The following is a 22,664-nucleotide window of genomic DNA, read 5'->3' as shown; positions in this document are numbered from 1 at the left end:
GGCGGTCCGGGAGGGGTGTGGAGGTCATCGTCGGCTACTGCTCTTCCTTCGCGACCTTGGTGATCGACTGCGCGACCTGCTCGGGGGACTTGGAGCCGGCGATGAGCGCGCCGACGCTGTCGTTGACCTCTTGGCCGACGGCGGGGGCGTAGGCCTGGTCGAGGTAGAGCTGGAAGCCGGTCGCGCTCGTCAACTGGGCTTGTACGGCCTTGGTGTTGGGGTCGGAGAGGGCGCTCGCGGCGGCCTGCACCACGGGCAGGGCGCCGGTCTTCTTGACGAGTTCGAGGTCGGTGGCCTCGGAGGCGAAGAACTTCAGGAAGTCGACGGCCGCCTGTGGGGCGCCCTTGCGCAGGGCATGTCCGCCGCCTCCGCCGAACACCTCGGTGATGACGCCCTTTCCGCCCTCGACCGCGGGGAACGGGAAGAACCCGAGGTTCGCGCCGAGCCCCTTGCCGGCGTCCGCCTCGACCACCGGGGCCCACTGGCCCATGAGTTCCATGGCCGCCTTGCCGTTACCGACAGTGGCGGCCTGGCCGGTCGGTGTGGAGTACGCGGCCCCGAGGAACCCCTTCTGGAACGGCTGGAGTTGGATGAGGTCCTTGAAGTGCTGCCCGGCCTCGACGAACCCGGCTCCGGTGAAGTCCTTGTCCTCGTCGGCCTTTTGCAGGGCGTCGATGCCGGCGGTGCGCATGGCGAGGTAGGCCCAGTAGTACATGCCGGTCCACGTCTCCTTGCCCGCGAGGGCGAGGGGGGTGATGTTCTTGGCCTTGAGCTTGTTCACGGCGTCGAGGAAACCGCCCCAGGTGGTGGGGGGTTCGCCGATGCCGGCCTGCTTGAACAGCGCCTTGTTGTACCAGAACCCGATCATGCCGATGTCGAACGGGATCCCGTACACCTTGTCGTCAATGAGATACGGCTGCTTCGCCACCGGCAGCAGGCCGTCGGCCCACGGCTTGGTCCGGTCGGTGAGGTCCTCGACGAGCCCGGCGTCGATCTGCTGCTTGAGGACACCGCCGCCCCAGGTGTGGAAGACGTCCGGGAGCTTCCCCGAGGCGGTGAGGGCCGTCATCTTCGACTTGTAGGCGTCGTTCTCCAGCTGGACGATCTTCAGCTTCACCTTGGGGTTCTGCGCCTCGAACTTCTTGGCCAGGGCGGCCCAGACGCTCTTGGTCGGCTGGGTGGTGGAGATGTTCCACCACTCGACGGTGGTCGTCCCCGAGGACGACCCTCCGTCCGAGTCCCCGCCGCATCCGCTCAGTGCCGTCACGCCCAGACCGGCCGCGGCGGAGGCCGCGAGAAAGCCGCGGCGGGACAGTGCCCGGTCGCCCATCATGCGCTCCTTGGGGGTACGGGACGGCGCGTCCACGACCGTCCATCGTGACCGAAAGTTTCGAAGAAGATCCAGAAAGATGCGTTGTTGCCGCACCCTAGAGACAGCTCCCAAAGGGTGGCAACCCCTTGGACATGGGGAATCCATATGCGCCCTGGATCTGGTGGCAGCGCTTCGTAATATTCGCGCGACGTGGCGAATGTTTCGGCAGCTCAGACGGCTCGGCCCGCGGCGCAGCCAGTCTTAACGGAAGCTTGACGCCTGTGCCCCGGTCCTGCACGGGCCCTGACGTCACTCTCCGCTTACGCTGGTTCGGCCGTCCGCGTGATGGCCAGAACCCACACGCTGAGACGCATCAGGAGCACCCCCATGGCCACCACCGAGCACCCTCCCAGTCGCCTGCGCGAGTGGATGCTGGAGGGACTGTCCGACATGGGGAAGGCCGGCCGCCAACGTCCGGCCGCCGAGGCCACCCCCGCCCATCAGGGACAACGCTGGTACCGCGTGATGTGCCTGACCGGCGTCGACTACTTCTCCACGCTCGGGTACCAGCCCGGCATCGCCGCCCTGGCCGCCGGTCTGCTCTCTCCGGTGGCGACCATCGTGCTGGTCGTCGTCACGCTCGCCGGCGCCCTGCCCGTCTACCGGCGCGTGGCCGAGGAGAGCCCGCACGGCGAGGGCTCGATCGCCATGCTGGAGCGGCTGCTGTCCTTCTGGAAGGGCAAGCTGTTCGTCCTGACCCTGCTGGGCTTCGCCGCGACCGACTTCCTGATCACCATCACGCTCTCGGCGGCGGACGCCTCCACCCACCTGGTGGAGAACCCGCACCTCACCGACGCCCTGCACGACCACCGGATGCTGATCACCCTCGTCCTGGTCGCCCTGCTCGGCGCGGTGTTCCTCAAGGGCTTCCTGGAGGCGATCGGCGTCGCGGTCGCGCTCGTCGTGATCTATCTCGGGCTGAACGTCGTCGTGGTGATCGTCGGCATCTGGCACGTCGCCACGGCCGGTCACGTGGTCACCGACTGGTCCAGCGCCCTGACCGCCGAGCACGGCAACGTCTTCGCCATGATCGGTGTGTCCCTGGTGGTCTTCCCCAAGCTCGCGCTCGGCCTGTCCGGCTTCGAGACCGGCGTCGCGGTCATGCCGCACGTCCAGGGCGACCCGGAGGACACCGAGGAGAACCCCAAGGGCCGCATCCGCGACACGAAGAAGCTCCTCACGGCCGCCGCCCTGATCATGAGCGTCTTCCTGATCGCGACCAGCTTCATCACCACGGTGCTGATCCCGGAGAAGGAGTTCGAGGCCGGCGGCCAGGCCAACGGGCGCGCCCTCGCCTTCCTGGCCCACGAGTACCTGGGCAACGCCTTCGGCACGGTCTACGACGTCTCGACCATCGCCATCCTCTGGTTCGCCGGCGCCTCCGCGATGGCGGGCCTGCTCAACCTGATGCCGCGCTATCTGCCCCGCTACGGCATGGCACCGCACTGGGCCCGCGCCGTGCGGCCCATGGTCATCGTCTTCACCCTGGTCGCCTTCCTGGTCACCTGGATCTTCGACGCGAGCGTCGACGCCCAGGGCGGCGCCTACGCCACCGGCGTACTGGTCCTGATGTCCTCGGCGGCGATCGCCGTGACCATCGCCGCCCGCCGCGCCGGCCAGCGCAACTGGACCATCGCCTTCGCGGCCGTCTCGGCGGTCATGCTCTACGTCACCGTCGTGAACGTCATCGAGCGGCCCGACGGCGTCAAGATCGGCGCCTGCTTCATCGCCGGCATCATCCTCGTCTCCCTGCTGTCCCGACTGGCCCGCGCCTTCGAACTGCGCGTCACCCATGTCGAGCTGGACGTGATGGCGGAACGATTCATCCGGGACATGGCCAGCCGCAAGATCCGCTTCATCGCCAACGAGCCCGACCAGCGCGACAAGGCCGAGTACCGCGACAAGATCGAGCAGATCCGCAACGACAACGACATGCCGGAGCAGGAGGACTTCGTCTTCGTCGAGGTCACGGTGACGGACCCGTCCGAGTTCGAGTCGGGCCTGACGGTCCGCGGCGAGGTCCTGCACAACCGCTACCGGGTCCTGACCCTGGAGTCGTCGTCCGTCTCCAACGCCCTGGCCGCCCTGCTCCTGCACGTCCGCGACGAGACCGGCTGCACCCCGCACATCTACTTCGAGTGGACCGAGGGCAGCCCCTTCGCCAACTTCCTGCGCTTCTTCCTCTTCGGCCAGGGCGAGGTCGCCCCGGTCACCCGAGAGGTCCTCCGCGAGGCGGAACCGAACCGCGACCGGCGACCGCGGGTGCACACGGGCTGAGGGCTCCCCTCATGCCGCTCCGCTACGCCGGTCAGGGCCCCGGAGTCCGCCTGGCGAACCCACGCCGCTGCGGCCTTACCACCACCCGGCCATAGCTCTTGCGCCCGCCGATCTCGACCCGCAGTTCGACCGGAGTCTCCGCGTCCCCCGCCGCGCGCACCTTGATCTTGGCGAACTCGGTCACCAGGGAATCGGTGTCCACCACGACCCCCGGCCGGGTCACCAGCCGCAGCGTGCCGCCCCGCATGTCGAGGTCTACGCGCAGGGTCTCGTGCGTGATCACGGCCTGGGTGAAGTCGAGCGTCACGTCGCCCCAGGCGGACTCGATCTCCAGCATCCGGGGAACCAGCCACCGGTCCCCACGCCGGACGGATCCGCCCTGCTGCTCGATGCGTACGACGTCCTTCACCTCGGGCACGACCGCCCGGGCCTCGGCCGGCAGATCCGTCGTCAGGACGGCGAGCTCGCCCAGCGTGCGGGCGGTCAGGGCGGCCTCCACGCGCTCGTCGAGCTCCTCCGAGGTCAGCCGACCGTCGCCGGCGGCGACGCGCAGCACGTCCACGACCCGGTCCCGGTCCATGTGCGAGGCCCGCAGCTCGTCCCCCATACCCTCACCCGCTCCGATCACAGTCACCCCACTAACGCTATATCGCGATACACCTGACGCTCAACCCCACGTCCGCCAAAGCGCGTTCACGGCCCTATCGTGATCCGCATGCAGTCCTACACAATCGGCCAGGCAGCGCGGCTGCTCGGCGTGAGCCCCGACACCGCGCGCCGCTGGGCGGACGCCGGCCGGGTGACCACCCACCGCGACGACAGCGGACGCCGGCTCATCGAGGGGCGCGACCTGGCGGCCTTCTCGGTCGAACTCGCGAAGGCGGACGGCGAGGAGGAGGCCCCGTCCCACACCTCCGTGCGCAACGCCTTCCCCGGGATCGTCACCGCGATCAAGCTCGGGGACGTGGCGGCCCAGGTGGAGATCCAGGCCGGCCCGCACCGCCTCGTCTCGCTGCTGACCCGCGAGGCCGTCGAGGACCTCGGCCTGGAGGTGGGCATGGAGGCCACGGCCCGGGTCAAGTCGACAAACGTCCACATCGACCGTACGTGACACAGCGGACCCACCCGGCACATCGTTCCCGTACGAACGCACATGCCACCCCACACCGACATCGCTCCAGCTCATGCGATGCGACAGGAGACTTACGCCTCGCAAATGCGCCAGTATGATCGGCGCACGGGAGGCACCCGACGGGTTCCTCCACGAGAAGACAGAGGGAGTGGACCCGTGATGACCCGTTCCGCGCGCAGGACCCGCCGGACCCTGCAAGTGGCAGGTGCCGGAGCCGCCGCACTGCTGGCCCTGAGCGCGTGCTCCTCCGACTCGGACTCCGACTCCGCCAAGTCCGACTCCTCGGCGTCGACGTCCTCGTCGCCGAAGCTGTCCGGCACGGTCACCGTGTTCGCCGCCGCCTCGCTGCAGGAGAGCTTCTCGGCCCTGGGCAAGGAGTTCGAGAAGCAGCACCCGGGCACCAAGGTCACCTTCAGCTTCGGCGGCAGCGACTCGCTCGCCGCGAGCATCACGGGCGGTGCCCCGGCCGACGTGTTCGCCTCGGCCAGCCCCAAGACGATGGCGATCGTGACGGACAAGGGCGACGGGGTCGGCACGCCCGCCACCTTCGTCCGCAACCAGCTGGAGATCGCCACCCTGCCGGGCAACCCCGACAAGGTCGCCTCCCTCAAGGACCTCACCAAGTCGGGCCTCAAGGTCGTCCTGTGCGACAAGACGGTGCCCTGCGGCGCGGCCGCCCAGAAGGCCCTGGACGCCAGCAAGTTGAAGCTCACCCCGGTCTCCTACGAGGAGGACGTCAAGTCCGCCCTCAACAAGGTGGTCCTGAAGGAGGCCGACGCCGCGGTCGTCTACAAGACGGACGTGAAGGCGGCGGGTGACAAGGTGGAGGGCGTGGACTTCCCCGAGTCGGCCGACGCCATCAACGACTACCCGATCACCCTCCTCAAGGACGCGCCCAACGCGGCGGCGGCCAAGGCCTTCATCGCCCTGGTGCAGTCCGCCGAGGGCCAGAAGGTGCTGACCGAGGCCGGATTCCTCAAGCCGTGACCCCGAGCGACACGCCCGACGCCGCGGCCGAGACCCTGGAGTCCGGCCCGCGGCGAAGGCGTGTCCGCAAGGGCATGAACAGAGGCGTCCCCCTCCCGTTGCTCTTGCCCGCCCTCCTGGGCCTGGCCTTCCTCCTGCTCCCCCTGGTCGCGTTGCTGGTCCGAGCCCCGTGGAGCACCCTCCCCACCCAACTCACGAGCACGGAGGTATGGCAGGCACTCCGCCTGTCCCTCCTCTGCGCCACAGCGGCGACGGCGGCAAGCCTGGTGATCGGCGTCCCCCTGGCCTGGCTGCTGGCCCGCACGGAGTTCCCGGGCCGCGGCTTGGTACGAGCCTTGGTGACCCTCCCCCTGGTCCTGCCCCCCGTCGTCGGCGGCGTAGCCCTCCTCCTGGCCCTCGGCCGCAACGGCATCGTCGGCCAGTGGCTCGACTCCTGGTTCGGCATCACGCTCCCGTTCACGACGACGGGCGTCATCGTGGCGGAGACTTTCGTGGCGATGCCGTTCCTGGTGATCAGCGTGGAAGGCACGTTGCGCGCGGCGGACCCCCGCTACGAGGAGGCGGCGACGACTTTGGGCGCCTCCCGCTTCACGGCGTTCCGCCGAGTAACCCTCCCCTTGATCGCCCCGGGCATCGCGGCCGGCGCGGTCCTGGCCTGGGCCCGAGCGCTGGGCGAATTCGGAGCGACGATCACTTTCGCCGGCAACTTCCCCGGCCGCACCCAAACGATGCCCCTGGCGGTCTACTTGGCCCTCCAGAACAACCCAGAAGCCGCCATCGCCCTGAGCCTGGTCCTCCTCGCCGTCTCGATCACAGTCCTGGCGGCACTTCGGGAGCGGTGGGTGAGCCCGGCGTGAGGGGGATGGGTTGGAGCGGCGACGGCCTGTCGAAGGCGAAGGCTCACTGGAATGACGGCTCGTCTACGAACACCCGCTGGATGACCGCCTGATGACGAACACTCCTCCCGCAGCCGCCGACGGCGCGAAGCCCCCACAGGGGCCACCCGCACCCAACAACGAAACCAGCACGGGTGGTGCGGGTGGGAACTCTTTCCCGGCCGAAGGCCGGGCACCCTCCACGCACCCGCACCAGCCCCCCGGCCTGCACGCCCACCTCGTCGTAGACCTCAACACCTTCCGCCTGGACATCAAACTCACCGCCGCCCCCGGCGACGTAGTAGCCCTCCTAGGCCCAAACGGCGCAGGCAAAACAACCGCCCTACGCACCCTCGCCGGCCTCACCCCCCTCACCTCCGGCCACCTCCACCTCGACGGCACCCCCCTACACCGCACACCCCCCGAATCCCGCCCCGTAGGCGTCGTATTCCAGGACTACCTCCTCTTCCCCCACCTCACGGCCCTGGACAACGTCGCCTTCGGCCCCCGCTGCCACGGCGCAACAAAAAAAGAAGCCAGAGCCCAAGCAGCAACCTGGCTGACCCGCATGGGTCTGAAGGCCCACACCACCACCAAACCCCGCCACCTCTCCGGCGGCCAGGCCCAACGCGTAGCCCTCGCAAGAGCCCTCGCCACCAACCCCCGCCTACTCCTCCTGGACGAACCCCTCGCCGCCCTGGACGCCCGCACCCGCCTCGACATCCGCACCCAACTCCGCCACCACCTGGCCGACTTCGAGGCAGTAGCGGTCCTCGTCACCCACGACCCCTTGGACGCCATGGTCCTGGCCGACCGCTTGGTGGTAATCGAGGACGGCCGCGTAGTCCAGGAAGGCACCCCCACAGACATCGCCCGCCACCCCCGCACGGACTACATCGCCCAACTCGTAGGCCTCAACCTCTACAAGGGCGAGGCCGAAGGCCACACGGTCACCCTCACCACGGGCCCGGAGATCACCACCGCGGAACACCTCACCGGCGAGGCCTTCGTCGCCTTCCCACCCAGCGCCGTCACCCTCCACCGCACCCGCCCCACCTCCACCAGCGCCCGCAACCTCTGGCACTGCGAGGTCGCCGGCCTGGAGACCCACGGCGACCAGATCCGCGCGGACCTCACCGGTGAACTCCCCCTCGCCGCCGACCTCACCACGGTCGCCGCGGCCGAACTCGACCTGCACCCCGGCGCCTCGGTCTGGGCGACGGTCAAGGCGACGCAGACGCACGCGTACCCGGCATAAAGCCCCACAAGGCCCCACAAGGCCTACGGTGATGGCCATGACCCTCAGCATCCGCAACCAGCTCCCCGGCACCGTCACCACCGTCACCCCCGGCGAGGTGATGGCGACCGTTGGCATCCGCCTCACCGGCGGCCAGAACCTCACCGCAGCGATCACCCGCGAAGCCGTCACCGACCTCTCCCTCGCCCCGGGCACCCCCGTCCGCGCCCTGGTGAAATCGACCGAGGTCTCCCTCTCCACCGGCCCGGTCAAGGGCTTGTCGATCCGCAACCAACTCCCCGGCACGATCACGGAGATCACCACCGGCGAGGCGATGGCCTCGGTCAAGCTCGACGTCGAGGGCGGCGCCCTGACCGCCGCCATCACCCGCGAAGCCGTGGACGACCTCGCCCTCAAGACCGGCGACCCGGCCGTCGCGTTGATCAAGTCGACGGAAGTCTCCCTGTCGACGACCTGACGCGGAAACAGAAGGGCTCCCGCCGACATCCATCCGGCAGGAGCCCTTCCGTCCGATCAGCGCTGTCAGTCCTCGTACGCGTCCAACGGCGGGCAGGAGCACACCAGGTTGCGGTCACCGAAGGCCTGGTCGATCCGCCGCACCGGCGGCCAGTACTTGTCGGCCACCGAGACCCCGCCCGGGAACACGGCCTCCTCGCGCGTGTACGCGTGCTCCCACGCACCGCCCAGCGCGCGCGCCGTGTGCGGAGCGTTCCGCAGCGGGTTGTCGTCGGCGGGCCACTCCCCCGCCCCCACCTTCTCGATCTCCGCGCGAATGGCGATCATCGCCTCGCAGAACCGATCCAGTTCGATCAGGTCCTCGGACTCCGTCGGCTCGATCATCAGCGTGCCGGCCACCGGGAAGGACATCGTCGGCGCGTGGAACCCGTAGTCGATCAGCCGCTTGGCGACATCGTCGACGCTCACGCCGGTCGCCTTGGTCAGCGGCCGCAGATCGATGATGCACTCGTGCGCGACCAGCCCGCCGGGCCCGGTGTAGAGCACGGGGAAGTGCGGCTCCAGGCGCTTGGCGATGTAGTTGGCGCTGAGCACCGCCACCTGCGTGGCCCGCTTCAGCCCCTCGCCGCCCATGAGCCGGACGTACGCCCACGAGATCGGCAGAATGCCGGCCGACCCCCAGGGCGCGGCCGAGATCGGCCCCACACCCGTCTCGGGCCCGGCCGCCGGCTGCAACGGGTGGTTCGGCAGGTACGGCGCGAGGTGCTCGCGCACACCGACCGGCCCGACACCCGGACCGCCGCCACCGTGCGGAATGCAGAACGTCTTGTGCAGATTCAGGTGCGAGACGTCCCCGCCGAAGTGCCCCGGCTTGGCAAGCCCCACAAGGGCGTTGAGGTTGGCGCCATCGACGTACACCTGCCCACCGACCTCGTGGACCTGCGCACAGATGTCCGCGACATGCTCCTCGAACACACCGTGCGTGGACGGGTACGTGATCATCAGCACCGACAGCTCGTCCCGGTACTGCTCGATCTTCGCCCGCAGATCCTCGACGTCGATCTCGCCGTCCCCGGCGGTCTTCACGACGACGACCTTCATGCCCGCCATCACGGCACTCGCGGCGTTGGTGCCGTGCGCGGACGACGGAATCAGACACACGGTCCGCTGCTCGTCCCCGTTGGCACGGTGATATCCGCGTACGGCGAGCAGACCGGCCAGCTCCCCCTGCGACCCGGCGTTGGGCTGCAGCGACACCTTGTCGTACCCGGTGACCTCGGCGAGCCGCTCCTCCAGCTCACGGATGAGCGTCAGATAGCCCTGCGCCTGCTCGGCGGGCGCGAAGGGGTGCAGCTGCCCGAACTCGGGCCAGGTGACCGGCTCCATCTCCGTGGTGGCGTTGAGCTTCATCGTGCAGGAGCCCAGCGGGATCATGCCGCGGTCGAGCGCGTAGTCACGGTCGGCCAGCTTGCGCAGGTAGCGCAGCATCGCCGTCTCGGAACGGTGCTCCTGGAAGACGGGGTGGACCAGGAACTCGTCGCTCCGCAACAGCGCCTGCGGAATCGTCTCCCCGGCGACCGCGTCCAGCGCGTCCACGTCCCCCGCGACCCCGAACGCGGCCCACACGGCACGCAGTTGGGCCCGCGCGGTCGTCTCGTCACAGGCGATCGACACGTGATCGGCGTCGACCGGGTACAGGTTGACCCCGTTGTCCCGCGCGGCGGCGACGACCTCGGCGGCCCGCCCTTCCACGCGCACGGTGAGCGTGTCGAAGTAGGTGCCGTGCACGACCTCGACCCCGCCGGCCCTGAGCCCCTCGGCCAAGATCGTCGCGTACCGGTGGGTGCGCCGCGCGATCACCCGCAGCCCCTCGGGCCCGTGGTAGACGGCGTACATACCGGCCATGACGGCGAGCAGCACCTGCGCGGTACAGATGTTGCTGGTGGCCTTCTCCCGCCGGATGTGCTGCTCACGCGTCTGCAGCGCAAGCCGGTAGGCCTTGTGCCCGTCGGCGTCCACGGACACACCCACGAGCCGCCCGGGCAGGCTGCGCGCGAACCTCTCGTGCACGGCCATGTAGCCCGCGTGCGGCCCGCCGAAGCCCATCGGCACACCGAACCGCTGCGTCGTACCGACGGCGATGTCCGCCCCCAGCTCACCGGGCGACTTCAGCAGCGTCAGCGCCAGCAGATCGGCGGCGACGGTGACGAGCGCACCGAGCCCGTGCGCCTGCTCGATCAACGGCTTGATGTCCCGTACGACACCGGAGGCTCCGGGGTACTGGACGAGAACGCCGTTGATCTCCCGCTCCGCGACCTCGGCCGGGATGCCGTCGGCGAGGTCGGCGACCACGACCTCCACGCCGGCCGGCTCGGCCCGCGTCTGGATCACGGCGATGGTCTGCGGCAACGCGTCCGCGTCGACCAGGAACAGACCCTTCTTGTTCTTGCCCATCCGCCGGGACAGCGCCACGGCCTCGGCGGCGGCCGTGCCCTCGTCGAGCAGCGAGGCACCGGAGGTCGGCAGCCCGGTCAAGTCGGCAACCATGGTCTGGAAGTTGAGCAGAGCTTCCAGCCGACCCTGTGAGATCTCCGGCTGGTACGGCGTGTAGGCCGTGTACCAGGCCGGGTTCTCCATCACGTTGCGCAGGATGACGGGCGGCGTGAAGGTCCCGTAGTACCCGAGGCCGACCATGGAGTCGAGAACCTGGTTCTGATCGGCGAGCGACCGCAGCTCGGCCAGCACCTCGGCCTCGGTGCGCGCACCGGGCAGGTCCAGGTCATCGGCGTTCTTGATCACATCCGGCACCGCGGCGGCGGTGAGCTCGTCCAGCGAGCCGTAGCCGACCTGCGCGAGCATCTTGGCCCGCGCCTCCTGGTCGGGCCCGATGTGGCGCTGCTCGAACGGGATTCCCGCTTCGAGCTCGGAGAGCGGAGTGCGATGGGCGGTCATTGCGGAGGCCTCCTGGTCGGTCACGACCTTCGAGGGGCACCACGGCACGGGTACCCCGACGGCCTCCCCCTCTGTCATCTCAACCTGAGAGCTTCACCGGGCATCCCGAAGGGGCCCGACTTTCACCGTCGGTGAGAGCGGAGGCCTTCGACACCCGCCCTGCTTTCCAGAGTGACCTCGTCCGTGCGGTACGTGGGCCTGAGAGATTCCGGGGAGGATTTGCTCCTTCGGCGCCTCCGATGATGTCTGGAGGACTCTCCCGCACGGGGTCAGCAGCCGCTGCCAGCCTACCAGCGGGCACACCGCACGGGCCTTCGAGTGGCCACCATCACCAATGTGCTCTTTTGTAGTGTTTACGAGTGCGTCGCGACCACGTGGAGGCCCCGTGCAGACCGACATCGATCCACGCAACCTGATCGGCCGCAAGGCGTTCGACCGCAACGGCACCAAGATCGGCACGATCGACGAGATCTACCTCGACGACGCGACCGGCGTGCCGGAGTGGGCCGCCATACGCACCGGCCTCTTCTCCCGCGACGCCTTCGTCCCCCTGGAACCCAGCGAACTGGTCGAAGGCACCCTCCACGTCCCCTTCGAACGCGCCCTCATCAAAGACGCCCCCGACTTCGGCGTGGGCCGCCACCTCTCCCCCCAACAAGAACTCCAGCTCTACCACCACTACGGCCTCGACACAGCACCCCCACCAGAGTTCCCAGACAGAGACTTCGGCAAGCTGGCAGGCACAGAGGACGCAGACGCCTGAACCGTCTGCCGACACCTACCCACTACTTGCTCAGCCCGCGAGCAGTCCCACGCCACCATCCACCCCCACCCGCCTAGCCTGCGGGCAGTCGTGCCGCTGAGGCGCCACCCACCCCACAGCCAGACGGCCCCACCCACCAGCCTCGCGCCAGGCGGCGGCGCGCGGCGCCCCGCCCTCAAACCCGCTCAGCCTGCGGGCAGTCGTGCCGCTGGGGCGGCACGGGTGGGCGCAGGCGGCACCCCGCCAGCGCCGGGCCGCGCGACCCACCCGCCTCAGCTCCGACTGACAGTCACATCCGAACGCCGTCCACGGAAACCCCGGGACCTCCCGAAACCAACGGCAACGGATCCGCCGGCTCCAACTCCAGGTCATCGACCCGAAACGTCCGCACCCGCCCCGGCTCAGACCCCGGCGTCTCAAACCGCACAGTCACCCGCCCAAGCCCACTCCCCTGCACCCACCCATGCCCAAATTCGGCATGCCGCACATCATGCCCCGAAGGCCACCGCCGCTCAGCAGCAACAATCACCTGCTCCTCAACCGCCTCCGCATCCGCCCCCACCCGCTCCCCCACCTCAACCTCCACATCCGAGTACTCCGCACCCATCCCACCCCCAACAACCGCCGCCCCCGTCCCCGCTTCCGCCGCCTGCGCAAAAAGATCCTCCTGCGTGAAGTCGGCAAGCCCACTCACCCCCACCCCCAACAACCGCACCCCACCCGTCGTATCCACGGCCTCCAACAACCGCAAGGCAGCCTCCCGCACCACCCCAGGATCATCCGTAGGCCCCCGCAAGGTCTCGGACCGAGTCAACGTCGAGAAGTCGTACCGCCGCACCTTCAACACGATGGTCCGCCCGGACAACCCCGCCGACCGCAACCGCCCCACACACCGATCCGCCAGCCGCTGCACCTCCAACCCCACCCGCACCCGGTCATGAATGTCCACGTCATACGTGTCCTCGACCGACACCGACTTGGTCTCCCGCTCAGCGACGACAGGCCGATCATCACGCGCCAACGCCATCGCGTAGAGCCCGTGCCCGTGCGCCTTCCCCAACAGCCGCACCAACTCGTCCTCCCCGGCCTCGGCCAGATCATCGACCGTGGTGATCCCGGCCCGCCGCAGATGGTCCCCCGTCGCCGGCCCCACCCCCGGCAGGATCCGCACCGGCATCGGCCCGAGCATCGCCCGCTCGGTCCCCGGCTCGATGAGCACCAGCCCGTCCGGCTTGGCCTCCTCGGAGGCGATCTTGGCGAGCATCTTGGACGCGGCCAGGCCCACGGACCCGGTCAGCCCCGTGACCGCCCGTATGTCCGCGCGCAGCTTCTCCCCGACCAGCCGCGCCGACGCCCTGTCCCAGGCCGCCCCGTCGGTCTCCAGGTCCACGAACGCCTCGTCCAGGCTCAGCGGCTCCACCAGCGGCGACAACAGGTGCAGGAGCCCCATCACCTGTTCACTGATCGCCCGGTAGAACCCGAAGCGCGGCACCAGATACGCGGCGTTCGGCGCGAGCCGCCGCGCCTGGGCCATCGGCATCGCCGACCTGACCCCGAACACCCGGGCCTCGTACGAGGCGGTCGCGACCACCCCACGCGGCCCGAGCCCGCCCACCACGACGGCTTTCCCGCGCAGACTCGGCTTGGACGCCTGCTCCGCCGAGGCGTAGAAGGCATCCATGTCGAGATGCAGGATCGTGGGCGCGTTTCTCACATCTCCGATGCTGCACTACGCCACTGACAACGCACCCGTACGACCGCCGGGTGCCGCCCCGAGCCGCTCAGACGGCCCGGTTCCGGCGCCGCGCCAGCTCGTCCGCGGGATTGTTGCCGACCAGCGTCTCGCCCGTGTCGACGCGCTCGCCGTGCAGCTGCGAGAGCGCGCTCTCGACGTCCCGCCACACCACTCCGACGGCGATCCCGAAGATGCCCTGGCCGCCCTGGAGCAGCGCGTGGACCTCGTCCGGCGAGGTGCACTCGTAGACCGTGGCGCCGTCGCTCATCAGCGTCATGCGCTCCAGATCGCGGAACCCGCACGCGCGCAGATGCTGGACCGCGGTGCGGATGTTCTGAAGGGACACACCGGTGTCCAGGAACCGCTTGACGATCTTCAGGACGACTACGTCCCGGAAGCTGTACAGCCGCTGCGTGCCCGATCCGTGCGCGGGCCGCACGCTCGGCTCCACGAGCCCGGTGCGCGCCCAGTAGTCCAGTTGGCGGTAGGTGATCCCGGCGGCCGCACAGGCCGTAGGACCTCGGTAGCCGATCTGCTCGGACGCCATGGACGCCGCCCCTCCGCTGCTCGGCACGGCCGCCGGCCGCTGCGGGACGTGACCGGGCGCGCTGCTGTGATGGGGATCCCCCCAACCCGAACGCAGTTGAGAGCTTGGGGGAGGGTACGGACCGCTCTCCCCGAGACCGTGTCCCGGGGCACCCCCAGCCGTACCGTCGCCGCTGCTTCTCACGCCGACCTCCGTCCTTGACCTGCCTTCACGACGGTAGGCAGTCACCAGGGGTGCGTCAACGATCGCCACACTCGGCACGCCGGGTGATAATCACCCTAGGAGTGGTTTCCCGCACCCAACCGCGGGGAAAGGCTAGCCGAATGTGCCCGGAGCAAGGCCCAGGACGCTCGCAGTGGCCTCCGGCAAATGCCGGCATTTTCTCCGCGCCCCGCGCCTCACTGGCTGCTGGTGCCGAAATCCTCGGGTGAGATCTGGTCGAGGAACTCGCGGAACTTCTCCACCTCGTCCTCCTGCTCGTCCGGGATCGCGATGCCGGCGTCGTCCAGCACCCCGTCGCTGCCGTAGATCGGCGTGCCCGTGCGCAGCGCCAGCGCTATGGCGTCGGACGGGCGCGCGCTCACCTCGACCCCGCTGGCGAAGACCAGTTCGGCGTAGAAGACGCCCTCGCGCAGGTCGGTGATGCGCACTTCGGTGAGCTCCTGGCCGACGGCCTCCAGCACGTCCTTGAACAGGTCGTGGGTCAGCGGTCGTGCGGGGGCCATGCCCTGCTGGGCGAAGGCGATCGCCGTAGCCTCGCCCGGCCCGATCCAGATGGGGAGGTAACGGTCGCCTCCCACTTCACGCAGGAGCACGATCGGTTGGTTGGAGGGCATTTCGACCCGGACACCTACGACATCGAGCTCGTTCACACAGCAACCCTAGGACGTGCCCGGGACGTTTGGGTAGTCGGGCAGGGAACGGGGGGATGATCCGGCCGCCGCGTGGCGCCCGGCTCAGGGCAGGCGCACGCCCAGCGCGGTCTGCACGAGCGCGGCGTGCAGCCGTACGGTGAGCGCCGCCAGCTCCTTCGTACGGGCCTCCGCGTGGGCCCTGGTCTGCGGATTGCGATGGCGTTTCAGCGGGGCGACCACCTGGTCCACGAGCCCGGCCTCGCGATCGGCCGCCGCCTTCATCACCCGAAGGTGGCGCGGCTCGATCCCGAACCGGCCCAGCTCCACGACGAGCACGGCCACGGTGGCCGCCTCCGCGTCGTACGCCCCGTCCGGCAACGGCCCGACGAGCCCGTACGACTCCCACTCCTCGAGCTCCTGCTCCCCGATGCCGGCCGCCGCCAGCAGCTCGTCCCGGCCGATCCGAGCCGCCGTGGGGCCCTCGGGGACCTCCAGGGCGGTCTCGCCGTCCCGCTGACGCCCCACCGCGGGCAGCAGTACGGCCTCACCGCGCTCCATGGCGTCCAGGTGCTCCCGGATGACCTTGAGCGGCAGATAGTGGTCCCGCTGCATCCTCAGGACGTGACCGAGGCGCTCGACGTCACCGGGGCTGAACTTGCGATACCCCGAGGGGGTCCGCTGCGGCTCGATGAGCCCCTCCGACTCCAGGAAACGGATCTTGGAGATGGTGACTTCGGGGAACTCGTCGCGCAGCACGTTCAGCACCGTGCCGATGCTCATCAGTCCACTGTCCGCGGCGGCGGCGCCGTGTCCGGCCCCGCCGCTCGGTGTATGAAGCATGGACCTTCTCCGTGGAGGGTCAGTAGCCTCGCTGGCTCGCGTAGAACACCAGCCGGTACTTGCCGATCTGCACCTCGTCGCCGTTGTTCAGCGCGACCGAGTCGATCCGCTCGCGGTTGACGTACGTGCCGTTCAGACTGCCCACGTCGGCCACCGTGAACGAACCGTCCGCGGCGCGGCGGAACTCCACGTGCCGACGCGAGACCGTCACGTCGTCCAGGAAGATGTCGCTCTGCGGGTGACGCCCGGCCGTGGTCAGGTCGCCGTCCAGCAGGAAGCGACTGCCCGAGTTGGGCCCCCTGCGCACCACGAGGAGCGCGGAACCCAGCGGCAGCGCGTCCACCGCGGCCTGTGCCTCGGGAGAGAGCGCCGGGATCTGGGTCTGTCCGGTCACCTCGGCGTCGTACGCCTCAAGACCGGAGATGGAGATCGTCGAAGTCGTCTCGGACGGCCGCTCGGCACCGCCCCGCAACGGCGCGCCGCAGTTGGAACAGAAGCGACTGTTCTCCGCGTTGCGGTTGCCGCACCTCGTACACACCAGGGCCGACATAGGGGAAAACCCTCCACCCGTACTTGAGGTTGACGGCTGCCCGAAACCTATGCCGCCGGACTGCGCAGGGTCAACAGACGGCGCGCCCTGACCTCCGGGAACGTCACCACCCTGACCGCCCACCTGGTCCCGGAACAGCGGACGCTCGCCTTCCGCGTCTGGCTGTGCGCGATGACGAGCGGTCGCGTTCGCATTGTCGCTACCCTCTCGCGCGCTCTTGCCGAACAACTTCGCAAACAACTTCACGGGCGATTCCCCTTGACCGAAACAGACCCGCCCGTGGGGCAGGACGAACCCTGATTGCATACACCGGCCGACCCGGACATCCTCACAACGTCCGTATCCACCAGACAGTTTCCACCACGCACCACCCATTCGGTGCGCCGACCCCCCGCAACCTCATGCCCCTGCCGGACGGCCGCCATGCACCGCCGGTTCACTGAGAGGACGACCGAGCGTAGTCAGGCTGCTTCGCCGCTCGCAAGGCGTCCACGACGATCTTGGTCGACCGCTCGACGGTAACGGTGGCCTGCTCCTTCTCGAGAGTCTGCACCACGCCTCCAGGGATGTTGAGCGCCGGCTCCAGGTCCTCCGGCTTGCCGATGACCTTGAAACGATAGGGCGCGTTGATCTTGTTCCCGTCGACGCTCACGCTCTTGTCGGAGTCCGTGAGGTAGGTGCCCGCGACGACTCGTACGCCGTTCACCTGGATCGCCTCCGCGCCGGCCGCGCGCAGCTCCTGGATCGCGTCGAGCAGCATGTCCGCCTCGACCGTTCCCTTCGTGTCGTCGATGGTCATCGTGATGCCAGGACCCTGCGCGGCCACGGTGCCCGCCAGAATGCCGAGTTGCCCCTCTTTCTCGACGGTCTGCTTGCGGGCCTCCTCGGCCTGGTCGGAGCTGTTCTCCAGCTCGTCGCGCTGCTTCTCCAGTCCTTGCTTCTCGTCCTCAAGACGCTGTGTACGGTCGTCCAGTTCATCCAGGATGCGAACGAGATCCTCCTGGCGTGCTCCGCGCAGGGCACTGTCGCTGTCGCTGTTCGAGGCGACCTGCACGGCCAACCCGAAGCCGAGCCCGAACAGCAGGACGGCGACGATGAGTTGGGCCCGGGTGACGCGCGGCGGCCAGACGCCCTTCGCCAGTCGCTGCCGCCCGGTGAGGCCGGGCGCCGGCTCGGGGGGCGTCTCCGCGGCCTTCGAGGACTCCGCGGCCTCGGAGGCCGTCGCGGGCACCTCTTCGGGCAGTTCCTTGCGCAACCTGTGCTCAGGCGTTGTCTCGGGTGTCTCTTCGTTCTCGCTCATCGGCCTCACGCCCGGAAGACGTGCCGACGGATCGCCGCGGCGTTCGAGAAGATGCGGATCCCCAGGACGACGACGACACCGGTCGACAGCTGGGCTCCCACGCCCAACTTGTCGCCCAGGAACACGATCAGCGCTGCCACGACCACGTTGGACAGGAACGACACCACGAAGACCTTGTCGTCGAAGATGCCGTCGAGCATGGCCCGCAGACCGCCGAAGACGGCGTCCAGCGCCGCCACGACGGCGATCGGCAGATAAGGCTCGACGACCGCCGGAACCTCGGGCCGGACCAAGAGGCCGGCCACGACTCCCACGACGAGGCCCAGTACGGCGATCACGATGTGCCCTTCTCATTTTTCTCGGTGTTCGGCTGTGCGGTACGTACGATCACGCTCGGTGCGGCGGCCAACCGGACGTCGTCCTCGGTGGAGATGGCGGTCCTGATGCCGTAGTTCTCCTGAAGGGCATGCAGATACAGCCCGTCGGCACTGTTCTGGAACCTGGTGCTCAACCGCTTTCCGTCCCCCACGGCGAGCACCGTATACGGCGGAACCAATGGCTTGTTGTCGACCAGTATCGCGTCACCCGCGGCCCTGATCGCCGACAGTGCCGTCAGCCGCTGTCCGTTGATGGAGACGGCCTCGGCCCCGGACTCCCACAGCCCGTTGATCACGCGCTGCATGTCCCGGTCGCGCACCCGACCGGTGTCGGAGAAACCGTTGGTCTCCCGCGGGTTGCCGTCACCACCGGTGGTCGCTTCCTTGGCGTCGTTCACGACGAGCTTCACACCCGGGCCGTGGACGGCGACGGCCCCCGACAGGATGCCCACGAGCTCCGACTGGTCCTCGCCGCCGCTCTTCTTGAGAGCCTCGCGCTGCCGGTCGCCCACGTCGTCGCGCAGCTTGTCGACGGAGCCCTCCAGCTTGTCGGCCGCGTCGGTCTCACGGTCGATACGGTCGATCAGTTCCTCGCGCTCCTTGGCGACGACGGGAGCCGCCACGCGCGCCTGCGCCGCACCCACGGTGACGACGAGCGCCGCGAGCACCAGCCCGGCGGCGAGACCGAGCCTGGCGCGGAGGGTCTTGGGCATACCGCCGGCCCCCGCGGCCTTCTTCCGGTCGGCCGCCTCGGCATAGCCGTCGTCGAGGCTGTGATCCATGACGTTGGTGAGCAGCGACATGGACGCGTCCGGCCGGGAAGGGCGCGTGGGTGTCCTCCGAATGGGGGGCTGCTGCGGCATGCCGCACATCGTCGCACGTCGTGGCCACTACCTCCGAATGGCCCCACCGGCGTGCCGGACAGGCCCCCTTGAGGACACTTGTCCGGCACGCACGCGTGCTTCGTCTTTCAGCGACCGGCGCTGTCCACGACCGCCGACCACTCGTCGAGCAGGGCCTGGGCGGACGCGTCGTCCGGCCCCTCGGCCCACAGGTGGGTGACCGCCTCGGCCGGGTCCGGCAGCACCATCACCCAGCGCCCGTCGGTCTCCACCACACGCACGCCGTCGGTGGTGTCCACGAAGCGCTCTCCGGCCGCCTCGACGACCCGGCGCATCACAAGTCCCTTGACCGCCCACGGAGTCGCCAGATCCCGCTTCAGGACATGCGCCCGCGGAATCCGCGCGTCGATCTGGCTGAGCGTGAGCTGCGTCCGAGCCACCAGCCCGATCAACCGTACGAAAGCCGCCGTACCGTCGAAGACGCTGCTGAACTCCGGGACGATGAAGCCGCCCTTGCCGTCGCCGCCGAAGATGGTCGTCTCGTCACGACCCACCCGGGTCAGGTCGTCGGGCGAGGTCGTCGTCCACTCCACCTGAGTGCCGTGGTACGCCCCCACCTGCTCGGCGATCCTCGTCGTGGTGACCGGCAGCGCCACCCGCCCACTGCGCCGCTCCGCGGCCACCAGGTCGAGCATGACGAGCAGCGCGCGGTCGTCCTCGACGATCCGGCCCTTCTCGTCGACCAGCGAAAGCCGCTCACCGACGGGGTCGAAGCGCACCCCGAACGCGGCCCGCGAGGACGCGACGATCTCACCGAGCCGCACCAGCCCCGACCGCCGCACATCACCGGTCTCCGTGGGCCTGGACTCATCCAGACCTGGGTTGATGGTCAGCGAGTCGACACCCAACTTGCCGAGCAGGCTGGGCAGTACAAGCCCGGCGCTGCCGTTCGACGCGTCGACCACGACCTTCAGCCCGGAATCGGCGACCCCGGTGGTGTCGACGTTCCGCAGCAACGAACCCGTGTACGAGTCGAAGACGCTGCCCGGAAAGTACAGGTCCCCGATCTCACCGGGGAACGCGCGCCGGTACTCCTGCCGCGCGAACACCCGATCCAGCTTCCGCTGACTGCCCTGCGACAGGTCGGCTCCCCGCCCGTCGAAGAACATGATGTCCACGGAATCCGGCACTCCAGGAGTGGTCCGGATCATGATCCCGCCGGCGCTACCCCGAGCGGTCTGCTGCCGAGCCACGGGCAGCGGTACGTTCTCCAGGTCGCGTACGTCGATGGCGCTGGCCTGCAGCGCGGAAATGACCGCCCGCTTGAGCGCACGAGCACCACGTGAGTGATCGCGTGCTGTGGTGACGGTCGAACCCTTCTTCAACGTCGTCGCGTAGGCGCCGGCGAGACGCACGGCGAGTTCGGGCGTGATCTCCACGTTCAGGATTCCGGAGACACCGCGCGCCCCGAAGAGATGCGCCTGTCCTCTGGACTCCCAGATGACGGAGGTGTTGACGAAGGCGCCGGCCTCAATGGTCTTGAACGGGTAGACTCGTACATTCCCCTGAATGATCGATTCTTCGCCGATCAGGCACTCGTCACCGATGACCGCGCCGTCCTCGATCCGCGCGGCCCGCATGATGTCGGTGTTCTTTCCGATGACACAGCCACGCAGATTGCTGTGCTGCCCGACGTAGACGTTGTCGTGCACGACGGCCTTGTGCAGAAAGGCCCCGGATTTCACGACGACGTTGGAGCCGACGACGCTGTGCTCACGGATTTCGGCACCGGCCTCGACCTTGGCGTAGTCACCGATGTAGAGCGGCCCGCGGAGAACGGCATCGGGATGCACCTCGGCACCCTCGGCCACCCAGACGCCCGGGGAGAGTTCGAACCCGTCGATCTCGACGTCGACCTTGCCCTCAAGGACATCGGCCTGGGCCTTCACATAGCTCTCGTGCGTGCCCACGTCCTCCCAGTAGCCCTCGGCGATATAGCCGTAGATCGGCTTGCCTTCCTTCATCAACTGCGGGAAGACATCGCCGGACCAGTCGACGGAGACATCGGGCTCGACATAGTCGAAGACTTCGGGCTCCATCACGTAGATGCCCGTGTTCACGGTGTCGGAGAAGACCTGTCCCCAGGTCGGCTTCTCCAGGAAGCGCTCGACCTTGCCTTCTTCGTCGACGATCGTGATTCCGAATTCCAGTGGATTCGGCACGCGAGTCAGACACACGGTGACGAGCGCACCCTTTTCCTTGTGGAAATTGATGAGCTCGGTGAGGTCGAAGTCGGTCAGGGCATCACCGGAGATGACGACGAAGGCGTCGTCCTTCAACGCTTCTTCCGCGTTCTTGACGCTTCCGGCGGTACCGAGTGGCTTCTCCTCGTTGGCATAGGAGAGCTCCATTCCGAGCTCTTCGCCGTCACCGAAGTAGTTCTTGACCAGGGACGCCAGGAACTGGACAGTCACGACGGTCTCGTTCAGCCCGTGCCTTTTGAGCAGCCTCAGCACATGCTCCATGATCGGGCGGTTGACCACTGGCAGGAGTGGCTTGGGCATGCTTGAGGTCATGGGGCGAAGGCGTGTGCCTTCACCTCCGGCCATCACGACGGCCTTCATGTCGGAAGCGTCCTCCTCGAAGAGACGACGGTCTAGCCGACTTCACCCGTCAGATTGTCCCGCACTTTTCCGCCGGGGGCCATCGAGCGACGAGCAGCACCAAACGACGGGGTCAGTCGGCCATGGTGTCCGCACGGATCAGACGGCGGACTTGTACCACGTAGAGGACTCCTGCCCACCAATACAGCGTTGTACCCCATCCTGCGAACGCCCATCCGAAAATAGCACCGAGTGACGAGATCCATCCACTTCCGTCACTGAGCAGGAGCAACGGGAAGGCGTACATCAGGTTGAAGGTGGCGGCCTTCCCCAGGAAGTTCACCTGCGGCGGCGGATAGCCGTGCCGCCTGAGGACGCCCACCATCACCAGGAGAACCAACTCGCGCGCCAGCAGTGCGGCGGTCAACCAGATTGGCAGAATCTCACGCCAGGTGAGACCGACCAGAGTCGAGAGAATGTAGAGCCGGTCGGCCGCGGGATCGAGCAGCCGGCCAAGGCTGCTGATCTGGTTCCAACGCCGTGCCAGCTTGCCGTCCAGATAGTCGCTGATCCCGCTCAGCATCAGGACCAGCAGGGCCCAGGCGTCGCTCTGCGGACCACCGAACTCGGGCCTCAGGATCAGCCACAGGAAGAGCGGCACACCGGCGAGCCGCGCCATGCTGAGGATGTTGGGGATGGTGAGCACCCGTTCCGTCTGGACACGGGTCTCCTGGACCTCCACCCGGGGGCCTCCTGTGGGAACGTTCCAACGATGCCCCCTGACCCTACCTCAACACAAAAAAGCTCCGGTTCTTGGGCTAGTGCCCAAGAACCGGAGCTATAAAAGGAGTTCGGCGGTGTCCTACTCTCCCACAGGGTCCCCCCTGCAGTACCATCGGCGCTGTAAGGCTTAGCTTCCGGGTTCGGAATGTAACCGGGCGTTT

The 22,664-nt window shown here is 68.5% G+C and carries 20 protein-coding genes, 1 rRNA gene and 1 riboswitch; of the genes, 7 read left to right on the top strand and 14 right to left on the bottom strand.

Annotated elements, in window-relative coordinates:
- Positions 1-34 precede the first annotated feature (34 nt).
- Positions 35-1,330, bottom strand: coding sequence for an extracellular solute-binding protein (locus ACWD5F_RS31620; protein ID WP_451260112.1), 1,296 nt, complete (start codon positions 1,328-1,330; stop codon positions 35-37).
- Positions 1,331-1,699: 369 nt separating this feature from the next.
- On the opposite strand from ACWD5F_RS31620, the gene ACWD5F_RS31615 reads away from it, so the two are divergent.
- Positions 1,700-3,649: an APC family permease gene (locus ACWD5F_RS31615; RefSeq protein ID WP_451259575.1), complete on the top strand. Its 1,950-nt coding sequence runs from the start codon at positions 1,700-1,702 to the stop codon at positions 3,647-3,649.
- Between the two features lie 31 nt (positions 3,650-3,680).
- Here ACWD5F_RS31615 and ACWD5F_RS31610 read toward each other — a convergent pair whose 3' ends face one another.
- On the bottom strand, positions 3,681-4,256 hold the full coding sequence (locus ACWD5F_RS31610; protein ID WP_451260111.1) for a DUF1707 SHOCT-like domain-containing protein: 576 nt from the start codon (positions 4,254-4,256) through the stop codon (positions 3,681-3,683).
- Positions 4,257-4,364: 108 nt separating this feature from the next.
- Here ACWD5F_RS31610 and ACWD5F_RS31605 point away from each other — a divergent pair, with 108 nt between their 5' ends.
- The 5 genes from ACWD5F_RS31605 (at position 4,365) to ACWD5F_RS31585 (ending at position 8,358) form a co-directional block, all read left to right on the top strand.
- Positions 4,365-4,760, top strand: coding sequence for a TOBE domain-containing protein (locus tag ACWD5F_RS31605; RefSeq protein ID WP_124000491.1), 396 nt, complete (start codon positions 4,365-4,367; stop codon positions 4,758-4,760).
- Between the two features lie 180 nt (positions 4,761-4,940).
- Positions 4,941-5,768: a molybdate ABC transporter substrate-binding protein gene (modA, locus tag ACWD5F_RS31600; protein WP_401725665.1), complete on the top strand. Its 828-nt coding sequence runs from the start codon at positions 4,941-4,943 to the stop codon at positions 5,766-5,768.
- Entirely contained in the window at positions 5,765-6,625 is an 861-nt protein-coding gene (gene modB, locus ACWD5F_RS31595) for a molybdate ABC transporter permease subunit (protein WP_451259572.1), read from the top strand. The genes modA and modB overlap by 4 nt, the downstream gene beginning before the upstream one ends.
- Positions 6,626-6,716: 91 nt before the next feature.
- Positions 6,717-7,901: an ABC transporter ATP-binding protein gene (locus tag ACWD5F_RS31590; RefSeq protein ID WP_451259570.1), complete on the top strand. Its 1,185-nt coding sequence runs from the start codon at positions 6,717-6,719 to the stop codon at positions 7,899-7,901.
- Positions 7,902-7,938: 37 nt separating this feature from the next.
- Complete coding sequence (locus ACWD5F_RS31585; protein ID WP_451259568.1) at positions 7,939-8,358, top strand: TOBE domain-containing protein; 420 nt, start codon at positions 7,939-7,941, stop codon at positions 8,356-8,358.
- A 65-nt stretch (positions 8,359-8,423) separates the two neighbouring features.
- On the opposite strand, the gene gcvP is transcribed toward ACWD5F_RS31585, so the two are convergent.
- Entirely contained in the window at positions 8,424-11,309 is a 2,886-nt protein-coding gene (gene gcvP / locus ACWD5F_RS31580) for an aminomethyl-transferring glycine dehydrogenase (RefSeq protein ID WP_451259566.1), read from the bottom strand.
- 176 nt (positions 11,310-11,485) lie between these two features.
- A riboswitch (glycine riboswitch) is annotated at positions 11,486-11,581 on the bottom strand.
- 113 nt (positions 11,582-11,694) lie between these two features.
- Here gcvP and ACWD5F_RS31575 point away from each other — a divergent pair.
- Positions 11,695-12,072, top strand: coding sequence for a PRC-barrel domain-containing protein (locus ACWD5F_RS31575; RefSeq protein WP_451259564.1), 378 nt, complete (start codon positions 11,695-11,697; stop codon positions 12,070-12,072).
- Positions 12,073-12,361: 289 nt separating this feature from the next.
- On the opposite strand, the gene ACWD5F_RS31570 is transcribed toward ACWD5F_RS31575, so the two are convergent.
- The 11 genes from ACWD5F_RS31570 to rrf form a co-directional block, all read right to left on the bottom strand.
- On the bottom strand, positions 12,362-13,786 hold the full coding sequence (locus ACWD5F_RS31570; RefSeq protein ID WP_451259562.1) for a DNA polymerase IV: 1,425 nt from the start codon (positions 13,784-13,786) through the stop codon (positions 12,362-12,364).
- Positions 13,787-13,853: 67 nt separating this feature from the next.
- Positions 13,854-14,537, bottom strand: a complete 684-nt coding sequence (locus ACWD5F_RS31565; protein WP_401725645.1) for a MerR family transcriptional regulator — start codon at positions 14,535-14,537, stop codon at positions 13,854-13,856.
- A gap of 215 nt (positions 14,538-14,752) precedes the next feature.
- Positions 14,753-15,226, bottom strand: coding sequence for a bifunctional nuclease family protein (locus ACWD5F_RS31560; RefSeq protein ID WP_004002801.1), 474 nt, complete (start codon positions 15,224-15,226; stop codon positions 14,753-14,755).
- A gap of 84 nt (positions 15,227-15,310) precedes the next feature.
- Positions 15,311-16,048: a transcriptional regulator FtsR gene (gene ftsR / locus ACWD5F_RS31555; RefSeq protein WP_401725643.1), complete on the bottom strand. Its 738-nt coding sequence runs from the start codon at positions 16,046-16,048 to the stop codon at positions 15,311-15,313.
- Positions 16,049-16,067: 19 nt separating this feature from the next.
- On the bottom strand, positions 16,068-16,973 hold the full coding sequence (locus tag ACWD5F_RS31550; RefSeq protein ID WP_124000481.1) for an FHA domain-containing protein: 906 nt from the start codon (positions 16,971-16,973) through the stop codon (positions 16,068-16,070).
- A 61-nt stretch (positions 16,974-17,034) separates the two neighbouring features.
- Positions 17,035-17,898 (bottom strand): DUF881 domain-containing protein, encoded by an 864-nt coding sequence (locus tag ACWD5F_RS31545; protein ID WP_451259560.1) that lies wholly within the window; start codon positions 17,896-17,898, stop codon positions 17,035-17,037.
- A gap of 5 nt (positions 17,899-17,903) precedes the next feature.
- Entirely contained in the window at positions 17,904-18,236 is a 333-nt protein-coding gene (locus tag ACWD5F_RS31540) for a small basic family protein (protein WP_003988855.1), read from the bottom strand.
- Positions 18,233-19,147 (bottom strand): DUF881 domain-containing protein, encoded by a 915-nt coding sequence (locus tag ACWD5F_RS31535; RefSeq protein WP_451259558.1) that lies wholly within the window; start codon positions 19,145-19,147, stop codon positions 18,233-18,235. Before ACWD5F_RS31535 ends, ACWD5F_RS31540 begins: the two co-directional genes overlap by 4 nt.
- A gap of 98 nt (positions 19,148-19,245) precedes the next feature.
- Positions 19,246-21,741, bottom strand: a complete 2,496-nt coding sequence (locus ACWD5F_RS31530) for a sugar phosphate nucleotidyltransferase (RefSeq protein ID WP_124000478.1) — start codon at positions 21,739-21,741, stop codon at positions 19,246-19,248.
- 112 nt (positions 21,742-21,853) lie between these two features.
- On the bottom strand, positions 21,854-22,462 hold the full coding sequence (locus tag ACWD5F_RS31525; RefSeq protein ID WP_451259555.1) for a CDP-alcohol phosphatidyltransferase family protein: 609 nt from the start codon (positions 22,460-22,462) through the stop codon (positions 21,854-21,856).
- 107 nt (positions 22,463-22,569) lie between these two features.
- A 5S ribosomal RNA gene (gene rrf, locus ACWD5F_RS31520) occupies positions 22,570-22,664 on the bottom strand; the annotation flags it as partial.

The sequence above is a fragment of the Streptomyces sp. NPDC002499 genome (genome assembly GCF_053595415.1).
The sequence above is the reverse complement of the archived record's forward strand: the minus strand, read 5'-3'. Positions and strand labels throughout refer to the sequence as shown.